At 58.4% G+C, this 14,663-nt stretch carries 14 protein-coding genes; 11 read left to right on the top strand and 3 right to left on the bottom strand.

The features are described 5' to 3' along the window. Positions 1–6 precede the first annotated feature (6 nt). From ntrC to hfq, 7 genes are all read left to right on the top strand, one after another. Positions 7–1,449: a nitrogen regulation protein NR(I) gene (ntrC, locus tag ACFOW6_RS07605; protein ID WP_382421736.1), complete on the top strand. Its 1,443-nt coding sequence runs from the start codon at positions 7–9 to the stop codon at positions 1,447–1,449. A gap of 61 nt (positions 1,450–1,510) precedes the next feature. Then, a complete protein-coding gene (locus ACFOW6_RS07600; protein WP_382421735.1) occupies positions 1,511–3,814 on the top strand; it encodes a sensor histidine kinase NtrY-like in 2,304 nt (767 codons plus the stop codon). Between the two features lies 1 nt (position 3,815). After that, positions 3,816–5,204 carry a nitrogen assimilation response regulator NtrX gene (gene ntrX / locus ACFOW6_RS07595; protein ID WP_382421734.1) on the top strand — a complete coding sequence of 463 codons (1,389 nt, stop codon included), beginning with the start codon at positions 3,816–3,818 and terminating at the stop codon, positions 5,202–5,204. Between the two features lie 33 nt (positions 5,205–5,237). Continuing rightward, positions 5,238–6,614 (top strand): Trk system potassium transporter TrkA, encoded by a 1,377-nt coding sequence (trkA, locus tag ACFOW6_RS07590; protein WP_382421733.1) that lies wholly within the window; start codon positions 5,238–5,240, stop codon positions 6,612–6,614. Between the two features lie 45 nt (positions 6,615–6,659). Next, positions 6,660–7,511: a D-amino-acid transaminase gene (gene dat / locus ACFOW6_RS07585; RefSeq protein ID WP_382421732.1), complete on the top strand. Its 852-nt coding sequence runs from the start codon at positions 6,660–6,662 to the stop codon at positions 7,509–7,511. Further along, complete coding sequence (locus tag ACFOW6_RS07580) at positions 7,504–8,163, top strand: HAD family hydrolase (protein ID WP_382421731.1); 660 nt, start codon at positions 7,504–7,506, stop codon at positions 8,161–8,163. Before dat ends, ACFOW6_RS07580 begins: the two co-directional genes overlap by 8 nt. Before the next feature lie 155 nt (positions 8,164–8,318). Next, entirely contained in the window at positions 8,319–8,585 is a 267-nt protein-coding gene (gene hfq, locus ACFOW6_RS07575; RefSeq protein ID WP_382421730.1) for an RNA chaperone Hfq, read from the top strand. Here hfq and ACFOW6_RS07570 read toward each other — a convergent pair. Then, on the bottom strand, positions 8,582–8,776 hold the full coding sequence (locus ACFOW6_RS07570) for a hypothetical protein (protein WP_382422110.1): 195 nt from the start codon (positions 8,774–8,776) through the stop codon (positions 8,582–8,584). The genes hfq and ACFOW6_RS07570 overlap by 4 nt on opposite strands. On the opposite strand from ACFOW6_RS07570, the gene hflX reads away from it, so the two are divergent. The 4 genes from hflX to ACFOW6_RS07550 all read left to right on the top strand — a co-directional run bounded on the left by hflX (position 8,699) and on the right by ACFOW6_RS07550 (position 13,002). Continuing rightward, on the top strand, positions 8,699–9,928 hold the full coding sequence (gene hflX / locus ACFOW6_RS07565; RefSeq protein ID WP_382422101.1) for a GTPase HflX: 1,230 nt from the start codon (positions 8,699–8,701) through the stop codon (positions 9,926–9,928). The two genes, ACFOW6_RS07570 and hflX, sit on opposite strands and share 78 nt — an antisense overlap. 148 nt (positions 9,929–10,076) lie before the next feature. Then, entirely contained in the window at positions 10,077–10,364 is a 288-nt protein-coding gene (gene groES, locus ACFOW6_RS07560; protein ID WP_382421729.1) for a co-chaperone GroES, read from the top strand. Between the two features lie 68 nt (positions 10,365–10,432). Continuing rightward, the gene (groL, locus tag ACFOW6_RS07555; protein ID WP_382421728.1) at positions 10,433–12,091 is read left to right on the top strand and encodes a chaperonin GroEL; all 1,659 of its coding nucleotides are present in this window, start codon (positions 10,433–10,435) and stop codon (positions 12,089–12,091) included. Positions 12,092–12,186: 95 nt separating this feature from the next. Next, complete coding sequence (locus tag ACFOW6_RS07550; RefSeq protein WP_382421727.1) at positions 12,187–13,002, top strand: inositol monophosphatase family protein; 816 nt, start codon at positions 12,187–12,189, stop codon at positions 13,000–13,002. Between the two features lie 12 nt (positions 13,003–13,014). Here the strand turns inward: ACFOW6_RS07550 and ACFOW6_RS07545 are convergent, their stop codons facing one another. Next, positions 13,015–13,791 (bottom strand): SDR family NAD(P)-dependent oxidoreductase, encoded by a 777-nt coding sequence (locus tag ACFOW6_RS07545; RefSeq protein ID WP_382421726.1) that lies wholly within the window; start codon positions 13,789–13,791, stop codon positions 13,015–13,017. A gap of 34 nt (positions 13,792–13,825) precedes the next feature. Then, the gene (gene mazG, locus ACFOW6_RS07540) at positions 13,826–14,650 is read right to left on the bottom strand and encodes a nucleoside triphosphate pyrophosphohydrolase (protein ID WP_382421725.1); all 825 of its coding nucleotides are present in this window, start codon (positions 14,648–14,650) and stop codon (positions 13,826–13,828) included. Between the last annotated feature and the right edge of the window lie 13 nt (positions 14,651–14,663).

Below are 14,663 nucleotides of genomic sequence, written 5' to 3'. Positions count from 1 at the left end.
GCAGCGATGACCAAGGCAACCATATTGGTCGCGGACGATGATCGTGCCATCCGCACCGTGATTACCCAGGCGCTGGGGCGCGAAGGCTATGAAGTACGTACGACCGGAACGGCGGCGACCCTGTGGCAGTGGATCGAGGCGGGTGACGGAGATTTGGTGATCACCGATGTCATCATGCCCGATGAGAACGGCCTCGACCTTATCCCTCGCATCAAGAAACACAGGCCCGACTTGCGGGTGATCGTCATGAGTGCGCACAAGACGCTGCTGACAGCCGTCAAGGCTACGGAGCGTGGGGCCTTTGAGTACCTGCCCAAGCCATTCGACCTGCACGAACTCATTCAGGTTGTCGATCGTGCTCTCACGGAACCGCAGGCTTCGAAGGTAATGCCTGAAGAGGGCGGCCAAGCGGAGGAGGATCTGCCACTGATCGGGCGCTCGCCTGCCATGCAGGAAATCTATCGCGTGCTGGCGCGCCTCATGGGAACCGACCTGACGGCCATGATCTACGGAGAGTCCGGGACGGGCAAGGAACTGGTGGCGCGTGCGCTGCACGACTATGGCAAGCGCAGCCATGGCCCATTCGTACCGGTCAATATGGCGGCGATTCCGCGTGAACTGATCGAAAGCGAACTTTTTGGCCACGAAAAAGGGGCTTTTACCGGGGCGACCGCCCGGTCCGCCGGCCGTTTCGAGCAGGCCTCGCGCGGTACGCTCTTCCTGGACGAAATCGGGGACATGCCTCTTGAGGCGCAAACCCGCCTGCTGCGGGTCCTCCAGGAGGGCGAGTACACGACTGTGGGTGGGCGCACGCCGATTCGGGCCGATGTACGGATCATAGCGGCAACGCACCGGGACCTGCGCCAAATGGTTCGCGGCGGGCTTTTCCGCGATGACCTCTTCTATCGTCTCAATGTGGTCCCGATTCGCCTGCCTCCCCTGCGTGAGCGCAGGGACGATATCCCGGAACTGATACGTCATTTCATGCAGGAAGCCCAGAAACAGGGGCTGCCGGCCAAGGTGATCGAAGCCAGCGGCATGGATCTGCTCAAGTCGTACAAGTGGCCGGGGAATGTCCGGGAATTGGAGAATTTCATCAGCCGTCTGATGGCGCTTTATAGCCAGGAAGCCATAACGGCGGAAATCATTCGCTCGGAATTGAGCGAACTGGTCGTGTCCGAAAATACACAGACTGCGTCATCAAAGTCACTGGGTGGGGTCGTCGAGCAGGTTCTCAAGGAATACTTCGATGCTCATGCCGAGGAACTACCGGCCTCTGGTCTCTATGACCGCGTCCTTCGCGAGGTGGAAAAGCCTCTGATAGAATTGACGCTGGGCGCCACGCGCGGCAACCAGATCAAGGCTGCCCAGGTACTGGGCCTGAACCGGAACACTCTGCGCAAGAAGATCAACGAACTGGAGATCGAAATCGTCAAGGGCCTTAAATAGACTGTTGCTTCATGGCAACAATCGCTTGATGGCGGCTATCATGATGGCTTAGAGATGGTCTATGGACGATTCAGATTCCCCGGCTTCTGAAAACGGCAAACTGCCCTTGCGCATGTACAGGCGGCTCAAGGCCTGGTCCCAGCGCTACGGTCTCGAACGCAAGTTTTCCGCCCTGCTGTTGCTGGCGGCCGTACTCAGCGGCATAGCGACCTTTGCCGCCATGACCGGACGCCTGCCGGGAGCGGGGGATCCGCGCAGCATCCTGCTGCTCCTCGTCCTGGACCTAGTGTTCCTGGTTTTTCTCAGTGTCCTGATTATACGCCGTCTGGTCCAGCTTTGGGTTCAGCGCAGACGAGCCGCCGCCGGAGCGCGTCTGCATTCACGGCTCGTGGGCCTCTTTGCCCTGGTGGCCGTACTGCCGAGCATGATCATCGTGATCTTTGCCGTGATGCTCTTCGAGTTCGGACTGCAATCGTGGTTCAGCGACCGGGTCAGCACTGCGATCCGGGAGTCGCTCCAGGTGGCCCAAGCCTATGAGGAAGAGCACAAGCGAAACATCATGTCGGATGTCCAGGCTATGGCCAGCGACCTGAATCGCTCAGGGCGCATGCTGTCCATGGACTCCAATCAGTTCGCCCAGTTTGTTGCCAACCAGGCGGCAGTACGCTCCCTGACAGAAGCCACGGTTTTTCAGCCCTCGGGCCGGATCATGGCCCAGGTCGGCATAGGTTCGCTGTTCCAGGTCAAGCCGGATGTCCCTGAATCTGCATTCCAGCGGGCCGGGGAGGACAGGGCGGTCATCCTGACCGACGAGAACGACAACAGGGTGCGCGCCCTGGTCAAGCTCGACATCTTTGTCGATACCTACCTGCTGATCGGACGACTGATCGACCCGGATGTCCTGGCGCACCTGGAGAAGACCTCGACGGCCGTTCAGCTCTATGAGCAGCTCGAAGGTGAACGCGCCGGCCTGCTGGTCACCTTTGCCCTGATATTCTTCATTGTGGCCATTCTTCTGCTGCTCGCGGCGGCATGGGTCGGGCTGGCCTTCGCGGACCGGCTCAGCAAGCCGATCGGGCATCTGATCTCGGCTGCCGACAAGGTGGGGGCAGGGGACCTGAGCGCCCGTGTCGAGCGCTTCAATCCGGATGACGAGGTCGGGTCGCTGGCCATGGCCTTCAACCGCATGACCTCGGAACTGCAGCATCAGCAGGAACAACTCCTGAAGGCCAACTGGCAAATAGAGGCCCGCCGGCGGTTTATCGAGACGGTCCTGTCCGGCGTGTCGGCGGGCGTGATCGGTCTCGACCGTTCCCACCGCGTCACTGTTGCAAACCGCTCGGCCTGCGAACTGCTCTCCCTCAGCGAAGACCAGTTGCATGGTCGTCGATTGAGCAATCTGTCTCGGGATGTGCGCACCCTTATAGATCTGGCGGCCCGCAAACCTGGAAAGGTTCATGAGCGCCAGGTAACGCTGACCCGCCGGGATGGCTACAGCCGCACCTTCCTGGTCCGCATTGCCGCGGAGCATGACGAGGACAATATCATCGGTTTCGTGGTGACCTTCGACGATATCTCGGAGCTTCTGTCAGCCCAGCGGAAAGCCGCCTGGGCCGATGTGGCGCGCCGAATTGCCCATGAGATCAAGAACCCGCTGACCCCGATTCAGCTATCGGCCGAACGGCTCAAGCGGAAGTATCTCAAGCAGATCGACGAGGATCCGGAGACCTTCAACGCCTGTATCGAGACCATCGTGCGGCAGGTTGGGGACATCGGGCACATGGTGGACGAGTTCTCTTCCTTCGCGAGAATGCCCACGCCCGCCATGGCGCAGCACGACCTCAGACAGCTGATCAACGAAGCGGTCGATCTCTACAAGGCTTCCGGCAGCGACATCGAAATCTCGGCGAACCTGCCAGACGAAGCTGCGGATTGTCAGGTGGATCCCGCCCAACTTCGCCAGGTTCTGACCAACCTGATCAAGAATGGCTCGGAGTCCATTTCGGAACGCCAGCAGGAAGAGCAAGCGCGTGGACTGTCCGACATCGAATCCGGCGAAATCGGCATCACCCTGGAAGAAGAGAACGAACACTGGGTGATCCGGATCACGGACAATGGGAGAGGCCTGCCCGCAAGCCAGCGCGAGCGCTTGACGGAACCCTATGTCACGAGCCGCGAAGGGGGAACCGGACTTGGCCTGGCGATCGTGAAGAAGATCATGGAAGACCATGGCGGACAGATTGCTCTTAGTGACCGAGAGGGGGGCGGTGCGCTTATAAGACTCCGGCTCCCGAAACCCGAACAGGGCAGGAATACCGGTCCTCACCTGGAAGGACCGGCATCAGATAACTTGGCAAGGGTATGAGATGGCGAACGATATTCTGATCGTTGATGACGAGGCTGATATTCGTCTTCTGATCGAAGGGGTTCTTCAGGATGAAGGCTATGAAGCCCGCAGTGTGGCAGATAGCGATGCGGCGCTGGAGGCATTGCGGACCCGGCGCCCTCACCTCGTCATCCTTGATATATGGCTGCAGAATTCCCGCCTTGACGGGCTGGGCCTGCTGGAGGTCATAGAGAACGAGCATAGTGGCGTACCGGTGGTCATGATCAGCGGCCACGGAACGATCGAGACCGCCGTGAACGCCATCAAGCTGGGGGCCTACGACTTTATCGAGAAGCCCTTCAAGGCTGACCGTATGCTCCTGATTGTCGAGCGGGCCATCGAGGCTTCGCGCCTGCGACGCGAGAATGAGGAACTGCGCCTGCGCGGCGCCCCTGAAACCGAGTTGATCGGCAAGAGTACTGCGGTCAACCAGCTACGGCAATCGGTCCAGAAGGTTGCTCCGACGGGCAGTCGCGTACTGATCACGGGAGCAGCGGGAACCGGCAAGGAAGTCGTAGCGCGCCAGTTGCACGGACATTCGCGTCGAGCCAACGGACCGTTCATCGTGCTGAATTGTGCGACAATGCATCCGGACCGTATGGAAAGCGAACTGTTCGGTCAGGAAGGGGACGGCAATTCGGAAGGTGGCACCGGCAACAAGATTGGAACCTTCGAGAGGGCCCATGGGGGAACCCTGTTCCTGGACGAGGTGGCCGATATGCCGCTGGAGACCCAGGGCAAGATCGTCCGCGTCCTGCAGGAACAGACCTTCGAGCGGGTCGGGGGCAGTCGTCGTGTCGAGGTGGATGTGCGCGTCATCGCCTCGACGAATCGGGACCTTTCCGAGTTGATCGGCGAAGGACGCTTTCGTGAGGATCTCTATTACAGGCTCAACGTAGTGCCGCTGAAAGTGCCGTCCCTGCGCGAGAGACGCGAGGACATTCCTCATCTAAGCCACTATTTCATGTCGCGAACTTCGGATAATTCCGGTTTGCCCATGCGTGAAATCAGTGAGGATGCCATGGCCATGCTGCAGACCTATGATTGGCCCGGCAATGTCCGACAGTTGCGCAACATGATCGACTGGCTGCTGATCATGGCTCCGGGCGGTGTCGCCGAGCCGATTACCGCCGACATGCTGCCGCCGGAAATCACCTCGAAGTCCTCGGCCGTGTTGTCGGGGGCGAACAGCAGCGATATTCTGGCGCTTCCCCTGCGGCAGGCGCGGGAGAAATTCGAAAAGCAGTATCTGGAAGCCCAGATCAATCGATTCAGCGGGAATATATCTCGAACAGCATCCTTCGTGGGCATGGAGCGCTCGGCATTACATCGCAAGCTCCGGCTTCTGGGCATCAATCCCGAGCGCTAGGACCTCGGAAAAGCGCATGAAAGTGATCTGCCAATGAAAGTGATCGTCTGCGGGGCCGGTCAGGTCGGGTTCAACATCGCCCGTTACCTGGCAAGCGAGAATGCTGACGTAACCATCATCGACCAGTCCCCGCAGTTGATCCAGAAGATCAGTGATCTTCTGGATGTCAGCGGTGTCGTGGGCTTCGCCTCACATCCCGATATTCTCGAGAAAGCCGGAGCCAGGGATGCTGATATGCTGGTTGCCGTGACCTATGCCGATGAGGTGAACATGGTCGCCTGCCAGATCTGTCATTCCCTGTTCGAGATTCCGACCAAGATCGCTCGTATCCGTCATCAGAGTTACCTGAACCCTGTCTGGTCCGACCTCTTTTCCACGGACAACCTGCCGATCGACGTTATCATCTCTCCGGAGCTGGAGGTCGCCAAGGCCATCGAGCGTCGCCTGCGCGTTCCCGGCGCTTTCGACGCGCTCTCCATGCTGAAGGACAAGATCAGCCTGATCGGTGTGCACGTGCGCGAAGAGACCCCGATCATCAACACGCCTCTACGACAGCTGACCGAACTGTTTCCGGAGCTGCACATCCTGATTCTCGCCATCCATCGGAACGGCAGCGTGATTGTCGCCGGCGGTGATGACGAGCTCATGCCGGGTGATGACGTCTATTTCGTCTGCCATAACGCTCATCTTGACCGCGCCATGATGAGTTTCGGGTATGAGGAGAAGGAGGCGAGGCGGGTTGTCCTGATCGGTGGCGGGAATATCGGCCTCAATCTCGCCCAGCGCGTTGAGGACAAGCACCCACAGGTTCAGTTGAAACTGATCGAGATCGACAAGAGCCGGGCCGAGAAAGTGGCGCAAAGCCTGTCCCGATCCGTTGTCATTCATGGCGATGCGGTGGAACTGGATATTCTCAACGAGAGCAATATCAGCACGGCTGAGACAGTGATCGCGGTTTCCAACGAGGACGAGGTGAATATCCTGTCCTCCCTGTTGGCCAAGAAGCAGGGCTGCCGAAGGGCTATTACGCTCATCAATTCCAGTTCGTACAACCAACTGGTCAGCGGTCTCGGTATCGACACTATCGTCAGTCCGCGGGCTATTACGGTTTCCACCATTCTTCAACATGTGCGTCGTGGCCGGATCCGTTCTGCCTATTCCCTGGCCGATGGCGTCGGAGAGGTTCTGGAAGCTGAAGTGCTTGAAACCTCGGCTCTGACGAATCAAGCTCTGCGTGACGCACCGCTTCCGGATGGTGTCGTGATCGGGGCTATCTTCCGCAATAAAGAGGTGATCATTCCGCGCGGCAAGACGGTCATCAAGGCTGGTGACTTGGTTGTCCTGTTTGCCAAGCCCGCGGCCGTCAAGAAGGTCGAGCGCCTCTTCTCCGTAAAACTCGAATTCTTCTAAACAGTTTCCGAGTTCACTATCGCTTTTATCTGGGATAACAACACCATGCCTCGCATAGCCTATGTCAACGGTCAGTACTTGCCGCACTCTGATGCCAGTGTGCATATCGAGGATCGCGGGTATCAATTCGCTGACGGCGTGTACGAAGTCGTGCCCGTCATGTCCGGAAAGCTGGTGGATGAGGCCCGTCACCTGGACCGGTTGGAGCGCTCGCTGTCCGAACTGCAAATGGATATGCCTATGAGTCGCCGGGCACTGCAGCTGGTTTGCGACAGTGTGATAGAGCGCAATTATCTGACTAACGGTTTCGTCTACATGCAGGTAACGCGCGGTGTCGCACCTCGAGATCATAAGTTTCCCAAGGGAATCAAGCCGGCCATCGTCATCACTGCCAAGCAGACGAAGCCGCAGAGTACGGCTGTCCTGGAGGATGGAGTTGCGGTCAAGACCGTCCCAGACATCCGCTGGCGTCGCCGCGATATCAAATCCATATCCTTGCTGCCCAATTGCATGGCCAAACAGGCCGCCGTCGAGGAAGGTGCCTTCGAGGCCTGGATGGTCGAGGAGGATGGAACCGTCACCGAAGGCTCGTCGACGAATGCCTGGATCGTGACGAAGGATGGCATCCTCGTCACACGTACAGCGGATCACGACATTCTCAATGGAATTACGCGCATGGGCTTGCTGGAGGTGGCTGCGGAGGCAGGTGTGCAGTTCGAGGAAAGACCTTTCACGCTGGAAGAGGCCTATGAGGCACGCGAGGCCTTCCTGACATCCAGCACGAACCATGTCACCCCGATCACGCGCATTGACGATCGCTCGGTTGCCAACGGCAAGCCCGGCTCCGTAACCATGAAACTGCGCGAAGCCTACCTGGATCGTATTGCCCGTGAATGACATCACTCAGCACGGCAAGCCGCGTGCTCTGCTCTTTGACTGGGACAATACGCTTGTCGATACTTGGCCTACGATCCATGCGGCCCTTCATGTCACCTTCGAACGGTTTGGCATGCCTCCTTGGTCATTGGACGAAGTGCGGCAAAGGGTGCGCGTTTCAGCACGTGAAGGTTTTCCAAAGCTCTTCGGGGATCGCTCCAACGAGGCCCTGGATGTTTTTTACGAAGCGTTCAAGGCGCAACATATCGAGCAGCTGAGCGTACTCGAGGGGGCCGCGGAAATGCTTTCCGGCCTGCACGAAGCCGGGTTCTACCTCGGGGTCGTCAGTAACAAGTCCGGACCGCTTCTGCGTCGCGAAGTCGACCATCTTGGTTGGGCCCGGTATTTCAGCAGAGTGGTTGGGGCCACGGATGCGGAGCGCGATAAGCCGGCTGCGGAACCTGTGCAGCTGGCTCTGGCGGAGTCCGGTGTGATGCCCGGAAAAGATGTCTGGTTCGTGGGTGATACCGATATCGATCTGATCTGTGCGCAAAACGCCGGCTGCGTCCCGGTCCTGCTGCGCGCGGAACCTCCAGGCCAGCAGGAATTCGAAGAGGTCGTGCCACGCTTTTATGTCTGTGATCGTCGCTCTCTATTGGCTCTGCTGCGATAAATCACTATCTAGAAATTGTGCGGCTTTTTCCGGAGGTCTTTCTGCCATATCGCGATAGATCATTATCTGGTAAACGGTGCGCTTACAGTGCTGTAAGAGATAAGCAGCAAACCCCGTGAATCATAATGAACTGACTTAAAGGAAAGGGGGAACCAATGGCCGGCGAGAAATCCCAGAATGTGCAGGATGTTTTTCTGAACAGCATCCGCAAGAACAAGATTCCGGTCACAGTATTCTTGGTAAATGGCGTGAAACTGCAGGGGATCGTTACCTGGTTCGACAACTTCTGTGTACTGCTGCGTCGCGATGCGCATTCCCAGCTTGTCTATAAGCACGCTATATCAACGATCATGCCAAGTGGTCCTCTTCAGCTTTTCGAGCCTTCCGAGAAGGAGACTGAGGAAGGCGGTGAGGAGGCTTAACGGGTCCCTACTTGACGGAAAATCCTCCAGAAGAAACGAAAACGGCCGGTAGCGGCAGGACTGTGGAGGGCGAGGTTTGCCTCGTCATCCATGCGGTCGAGAAAAAGCCTGGCGTGGCGCACAGCCATGCCGAAGCCCGGCTTGAGGAAGCCGTCGGGCTTGCCGCTGCCATCAATCTTCAGGTTGCCCATTCAGAAGTTGTCCGGCTGGACAAGGTGAGACCGGGAACCCTCATCGGAATGGGCGTGATCGAACGCCTGCGCAGCCTCGTTCAGGAAACCGGGGCGGTCGTTGTCATAGTCGATTCAGCTCTTACCCCTGTCCAGCAACGCAATCTGGAACGCGAGCTGAATTGCAAGGTTATCGACCGGACAGGTCTGATTCTCGAGATCTTCGGTGCACGTGCCCGTACCAAGGAAGGACGCCTCCAGGTTCAACTTGCGGCCTTGAACTATCAGCGTTCACGCCTCGTGCGTTCCTGGACGCACCTGGAACGCCAGCGTGGTGGTGCCGGCTTCATGGGCGGGCCCGGCGAACGCCAGATCGAACTCGACCGACGCATGCTGGACGATCAGATCATTCGCCTCAAGAAAGCCCTGAAGCAAGTTCGGCGTACGCGGTCTTTGCACCGCACCGCCCGGCAGCGTGTGCCTCATCCAGTCATTGCCTTGGCCGGTTATACGAATGCCGGAAAGTCGACGCTGTTCAACCGGTTGTCCTCGGCGAATGTCAAAGTGGAGGACCAGCTTTTTGCCACGCTGGATCCGACCATGCGGAATATCCGGTTGCCATCGGGGATGAATGCCATTCTCTCGGACACCGTGGGTTTCATCACGGATTTGCCGACGGATCTGGTTGCGGCGTTCCGTGCCACCCTGGAAGAGGTGGTGGAAGCTGACATCATCTTGCATGTTCGCGATATCTCGCATCCCGAGACGGAACTCCACAAGCAGTCAGTCCTTCAGGTTCTCCACGACCTCGGAGTTACGGGCGAAGAAGCGCCGGAGTCCAAGCCGATCATCGAGGTCCTGAACAAGATCGATCTGTTGGACGAAGACTCCCTCAAGAGCTGGCGCAACCTGGCCGACCGGGCGCCGGGACAGGCCCTGGTTTCGGCTGAAACCGGAGAAGGTTTGAATTTTCTTCAGGAAATCATTGAGCAGAGGTTGCGTGAGAGAGATGAACTCCTATCTCTCGCCATAGATCTGAAGGATGGCGCAACCTTGGCCTGGTGCTACGAGCACGGGCGGGTTGTTTCCCGTCATGACGATGACAGCAAGGCACATATCCGCGTGTCCATGGATCCGGCGAACGCCGCACGCCTGAAGGCTTACACAGACTGAGAGCCAATGCCCAATGACCTTTGCGATGGTTGACTCATCTAGGGCGAGAGCTAGTATGTCGGCCTTGTTAGCACTCTACGCGGATGAGTGCTTAATCCTTTCATGAAACATACCGTCGTCACCACAGTCCTTAGCGAGGAGAAAACAAATGAAATTTCGGCCACTGCATGACCGCGTCGTTGTTGAGCCGTTGGACACCGAGGAAACGACCGTTGGCGGAATCATTATTCCCGATACGGCAAAGGAAAAGCCCATGCAGGGCAAGGTTGTCGCGGTCGGCCCTGGTGCCCGTGGCGATGACGGCAAGGTCGTCGCGCCTGATGTCAAGACTGGTGACACCGTGCTCTACGGCAAGTGGTCCGGCACGGAGGTCAAGGTCGATGGCAAGGAAGTGCTGATCATGCGCGAGAACGACATCATGGGGGTTCTGGGCTGATCACCGGATCGTCCGAACCTCTTCCGGAAGCAAACCAGTCCCAACAAAGTTTCAAGGAGTAACCGAGTATGGCAGCCAAAGATTTGAAGTTCGGCGGCGATGCACGCCAGCGCATGATGCGTGGTGTCGATACCCTGGCCGATGCGGTCAAGGTGACGTTGGGTCCCAAGGGTCGCAACGTGGTTCTCGACAAGTCCTTCGGTTCGCCGCGCAGCACCAAGGACGGTGTGACGGTGGCCAAGGAAATCGAACTGTCCGACAAGTTCGAGAACATGGGCGCACAGCTTGTGCGTGAGGTGGCCAGCAAGACCAATGACACGGCTGGTGACGGAACCACCACGGCGACCGTGCTGGCGCAGACCATTCTGCGCGAGGGCTCCAAGGCCGTCGCTGCGGGCCTGAACCCCATGGACCTGAAGCGCGGCATCGACGAGGCCGTGAAGGCTGTTGTCGCGAGCCTGCGCAAACAGTCCAACAAGATCTCCGCTTCCAGCGAGATTGCTCAGGTTGGCACGATTTCGGCCAATGGCGACAAGGAAATCGGCGAGATGATCGCCGAAGCCATGCAGAAGGTCGGTAACGAGGGTGTAATCACGGTCGAGGAGGCCAAGTCGCTCGAGACCGAACTCGAGGTCGTCGAGGGCATGCAGTTCGACCGCGGCTATCTCTCCCCGTACTTCGTCACCAACTCCGAAAAGATGCTCTGCGAACTGGAGAACCCCTACATTCTCATTCTAGAGAAGAAGCTCTCCAACCTGCAGGCCCTCCTGCCGATCCTCGAGTCGGTGGTGCAGTCCAGCCGTCCGCTGCTGATCATTGCCGAGGATGTCGAGGGCGAGGCTCTGGCCACCCTGGTGGTCAACAAGCTGCGCGGCGGCCTCAAGGTCGCGGCCGTCAAGGCCCCCGGCTTTGGTGATCGCCGCAAGGCCATGCTTGAGGACATCGCGGTCCTGACCGATGGCCAGGTGGTTTCCGAGGATCTGGGCATCAAGCTGGAGAACGTGACCCTCGACATGCTGGGCAGCACCAAGCGTGTGTCCATCACCAAGGACGAGACCACCATCGTTGAGGGACAGGGCAAGAAGAAGCAGATCGAAGCCCGCGTGAACCAGATCAAGGGCCAGATCGAGGAGACTTCCTCGGACTACGACCGTGAGAAGCTGCAGGAGCGGCTGGCGAAGCTGGCCGGCGGTGTTGCCGTCATCCGCGTCGGCGGTGCCACGGAAACCGAGGTGAAGGAGAAGAAGGACCGCGTCGACGACGCCCTGCACGCCACGCGCGCAGCCGTCGAGGAAGGCATCGTTCCAGGCGGTGGCGTTGCGCTTCTCCACTCCACCAAGGCACTTGAAAAGCTCAAGGTGGCCAATGAAGACCAGAAGGTTGGTGTGGACATTGTCCGCAGGGCGCTCCAGGGACCGGTGCGCCAGATTGCCGAGAACGCCGGCGTCGATGGCGCTGTCGTGGCCGGTAAGCTGCTGGAAAGCAAGGACCAGAACTGGGGCTTCGATGCCTACAAGGGTGAGTACACCGACCTGGTGAAAGCCGGCATCATCGACCCGACCAAGGTCGTGCGTACAGCCCTGCAGGACGCTGCCTCCGTTGCGGGCCTTATGGTAACCACGGAAGCCATGATCGCCGAGAAGCCGGATCAGAAGGAAAGCGGCGGTGGAGCCGCTGCCGGCGGCGGCGGAATGGGTGGCATGGGCGATATGGGTATGGGTTTCTAAGACCCACCCGTACATGCCAGGTATTTTTGCGGAGCCGCGGGAGTTATCCTGCGGCTCTGCTGCTTTCTGAGACATCCAGTGTACCAACCCTGATCATGCCAGCCTTCGATCCGGAAAGAGTTGCGGAACTTGTTCGTCAAGCTGCCGCGGAGTTCGTGCTCCCACGATTCCGGCGCCTGGAGAAGGGCGACGTCCGGGAAAAGCTCAGAGGCGAACTCGTTACCGTTGCAGATTTGGATGTCGAAACCTTCTTGTCAGAGAAACTCAGAACTCTCTGGCCCGGTTCGGTCGTGGTGGGGGAAGAATCCTCCGAGGATGTTCCCGAGGGGCTGGAGGAACTGAGAGGCGAAAAACCGGTCTGGATCATCGATCCCGTGGATGGCACCGCGAACTTTGCGGCCGGCAATGATTGCTTCGCCATCATGATAGCCTTGGCAGAACGGCGAAGCCTGCGGGCGGCATGGATTTATGCGCCTGTACAGGATGTCATGCTGCATGCGGAAGCCGGGCAGGGGAGTTGGAGGAACGGGAAGCGTCTCTGTCAGCTGCAATCTGCGGCCAGCAATCAGGACCTTTGCGGCACACTGCATTTCGGAACCTATGGCAATCCCGAGCTGGTTCGACGCTTCGAGAGAAACCGTCGAAATTTGCGCACGCTGAAGAGTCTGCGCTGTTCCGGGCATGAATATCTCAGATTGGTTAGTGGCGAGAGCAGTTTCTCTCTCTTCACGCGCACGAAGCCGTGGGATCATGCGCCGGGTGTGCTGATCTATCGCGAACTCGGGGGACAGGCGCGCCACCTACCGGAAGGCCAGGACTATGACGTCGGCAGTTGCGAGCCGGGCCCCTTGCTGCTCGCACCGGATGCGGCTAGCTGGAAAGCGGTGAAGAACAGACTGCTCGCTACCTGACAGACACCGTGATCAGTCCTCGGAAGGATAGAGGGCAAAGGAATTGAAAGACTGGGCCGTGGGCATGACTTCGATACGGTTGATGTTCATGTGTGGCGGCAGGGTTGACGCCCAGAAGACTGCTTCCGCGATATCTTCTGAACTCAAGACCTTCAGGCCCTCATAAACGCCACGTGCCTTTTCCTCGTCGCCCTTGTACCGCACCTTCGAGAATTCCGTTTCCACCATTCCCGGCTCGATCGAGGTCACGCGCAGGTCGGTGCCTCCCAGGTCCGCTCGCAGGGTCAGGGAAAAGTGATTGGCGAACGCCTTGGTGGCCGCATAGACATTGCCGCGCGGCGCCGGGTAGTTACCGGCCACCGAACCGATGTTGATAATATGTCCTTCGTTTCGTTCGGTCATGCCGGGCAGCAGTGCATGGGTAATCTGGAGCAGACCGGTGACGTTGGTGTCGATCATGGTGCGCCAGTTTTCCAGCTCGGCATCTTGGGAAAGTTCTCCCCCTTGTGCGAGACCGGCATTGTTGATCAGCAGGTTGATATCCGAGAATGCAGCGGGCAGGGACTCGACAGCTGTTCTGATCGATGTTTCGTCCTGCACGTCGAGGGGCAGGGCACAGGCCTGCTCGCCAAGCTCTTCCTTGAGAGCCTGCAATCGATCCTCTCGCCGGCCGGTGATTACGACTTTCGCGCCTTCCGCCACCAGACGCCTGGCGATGGCTGCACCAATGCCGGCTGTGGCGCCCGTAATGAAAGCAATCAGGTTTCGGGTATCATATCTCGAATACATTCAGGGCCTTCCATTATAAGCTTAATCTTCCGATTCAATCGAATGAGGACGAACAAGGCTTCTTGGCATCCTGCCAGGCCTCTTCCATGATTTCGAGTGAGCTCTCCTGCATATCGGCTCCGCGCGCTTCGAGCAGTTCGGCCATGCGAAAGAAACGCTTCTGGAACTTGTTTGTGGTTCGATTGAGCGCACTCTCCGGATCGACCTTCAGGTGCCGCGCGAGATTGACGACGGCGAACAGCAGGTCACCGGTTTCTTCCTCAATGTACTCTCTTGGAGAATCGTATGAGAGTTCATGCCTAAGCTCTTCTAATTCCTCTGTTATTTTATCCAGAACAGGTGTGAGTTCAGACCAATCAAAGCCTGTCCGCGCTGCACGGGACTGCACCTTGCGGGCACGCACGAGGGCGGGAAGGGCCCTGGGAATATCGTCGAACAACTCCAACTGGCCTTTTTCCTTCCGCTCAGCGGCTTTCAGGTCCTCCCAACTCTCGCGTTGTGCTTCGACTGTCATCCCGGTGTCATCGCCGAAGACATGTGGATGACGAGAGATCATCTTGTCGGCAATGACACCGGCCACGTCCTCGAACGCGAACAGCCCGGCTTCCTCTGCCATCCGGGCATGGAAAATCACCTGGAACAGCAAATCCCCCAATTCCTCTTTGAGTGCCGTCATGTTCCGGTCCTCGATGGCGGCGATTACTTCATAGGTCTCTTCGAGCGTATAGGGTGCAATAGACTCGAAGGTCTGCTGAATATCCCAGGGACATCCATGTAGTGGATCGCGCAACTGCGACATGACCTGAATTAGACGGTTTGTGTTGGGGAGGTTCGATTGGGGAGGTTGTTGCGCAGTCACAAAGCACCTTTTG

Source organism: Fodinicurvata halophila, assembly GCF_042651425.1.
GTDB lineage: Bacteria > Pseudomonadota > Alphaproteobacteria > Kiloniellales > DSM-21159 > Fodinicurvata > Fodinicurvata halophila.
This window is presented reverse-complemented; position numbering and strand designations above follow the sequence as displayed.

Coding starts and splice junctions, on each gene's coding strand:
- groES (WP_382421729.1), top strand. CDS start 10,077: ATGAAATTTCGGCCACTGCATGACCGCGTCGTTGTTGAGCCGTTGGAC.
- ntrX (WP_382421734.1), top strand. CDS start 3,816: ATGGCGAACGATATTCTGATCGTTGATGACGAGGCTGATATTCGTCTT.
- hfq (WP_382421730.1), top strand. CDS start 8,319: ATGGCCGGCGAGAAATCCCAGAATGTGCAGGATGTTTTTCTGAACAGC.
- ACFOW6_RS07550 (WP_382421727.1), top strand. CDS start 12,187: ATGCCAGCCTTCGATCCGGAAAGAGTTGCGGAACTTGTTCGTCAAGCT.
- ACFOW6_RS07600 (WP_382421735.1), top strand. CDS start 1,511: ATGGACGATTCAGATTCCCCGGCTTCTGAAAACGGCAAACTGCCCTTG.
- trkA (WP_382421733.1), top strand. CDS start 5,238: ATGAAAGTGATCGTCTGCGGGGCCGGTCAGGTCGGGTTCAACATCGCC.
- dat (WP_382421732.1), top strand. CDS start 6,660: ATGCCTCGCATAGCCTATGTCAACGGTCAGTACTTGCCGCACTCTGAT.
- groL (WP_382421728.1), top strand. CDS start 10,433: ATGGCAGCCAAAGATTTGAAGTTCGGCGGCGATGCACGCCAGCGCATG.
- ACFOW6_RS07545 (WP_382421726.1), bottom strand. CDS start 13,791: ATGTATTCGAGATATGATACCCGAAACCTGATTGCTTTCATTACGGGC.
- ntrC (WP_382421736.1), top strand. CDS start 7: ATGACCAAGGCAACCATATTGGTCGCGGACGATGATCGTGCCATCCGC.
- ACFOW6_RS07570 (WP_382422110.1), bottom strand. CDS start 8,776: ATGGGCAACCTGAAGATTGATGGCAGCGGCAAGCCCGACGGCTTCCTC.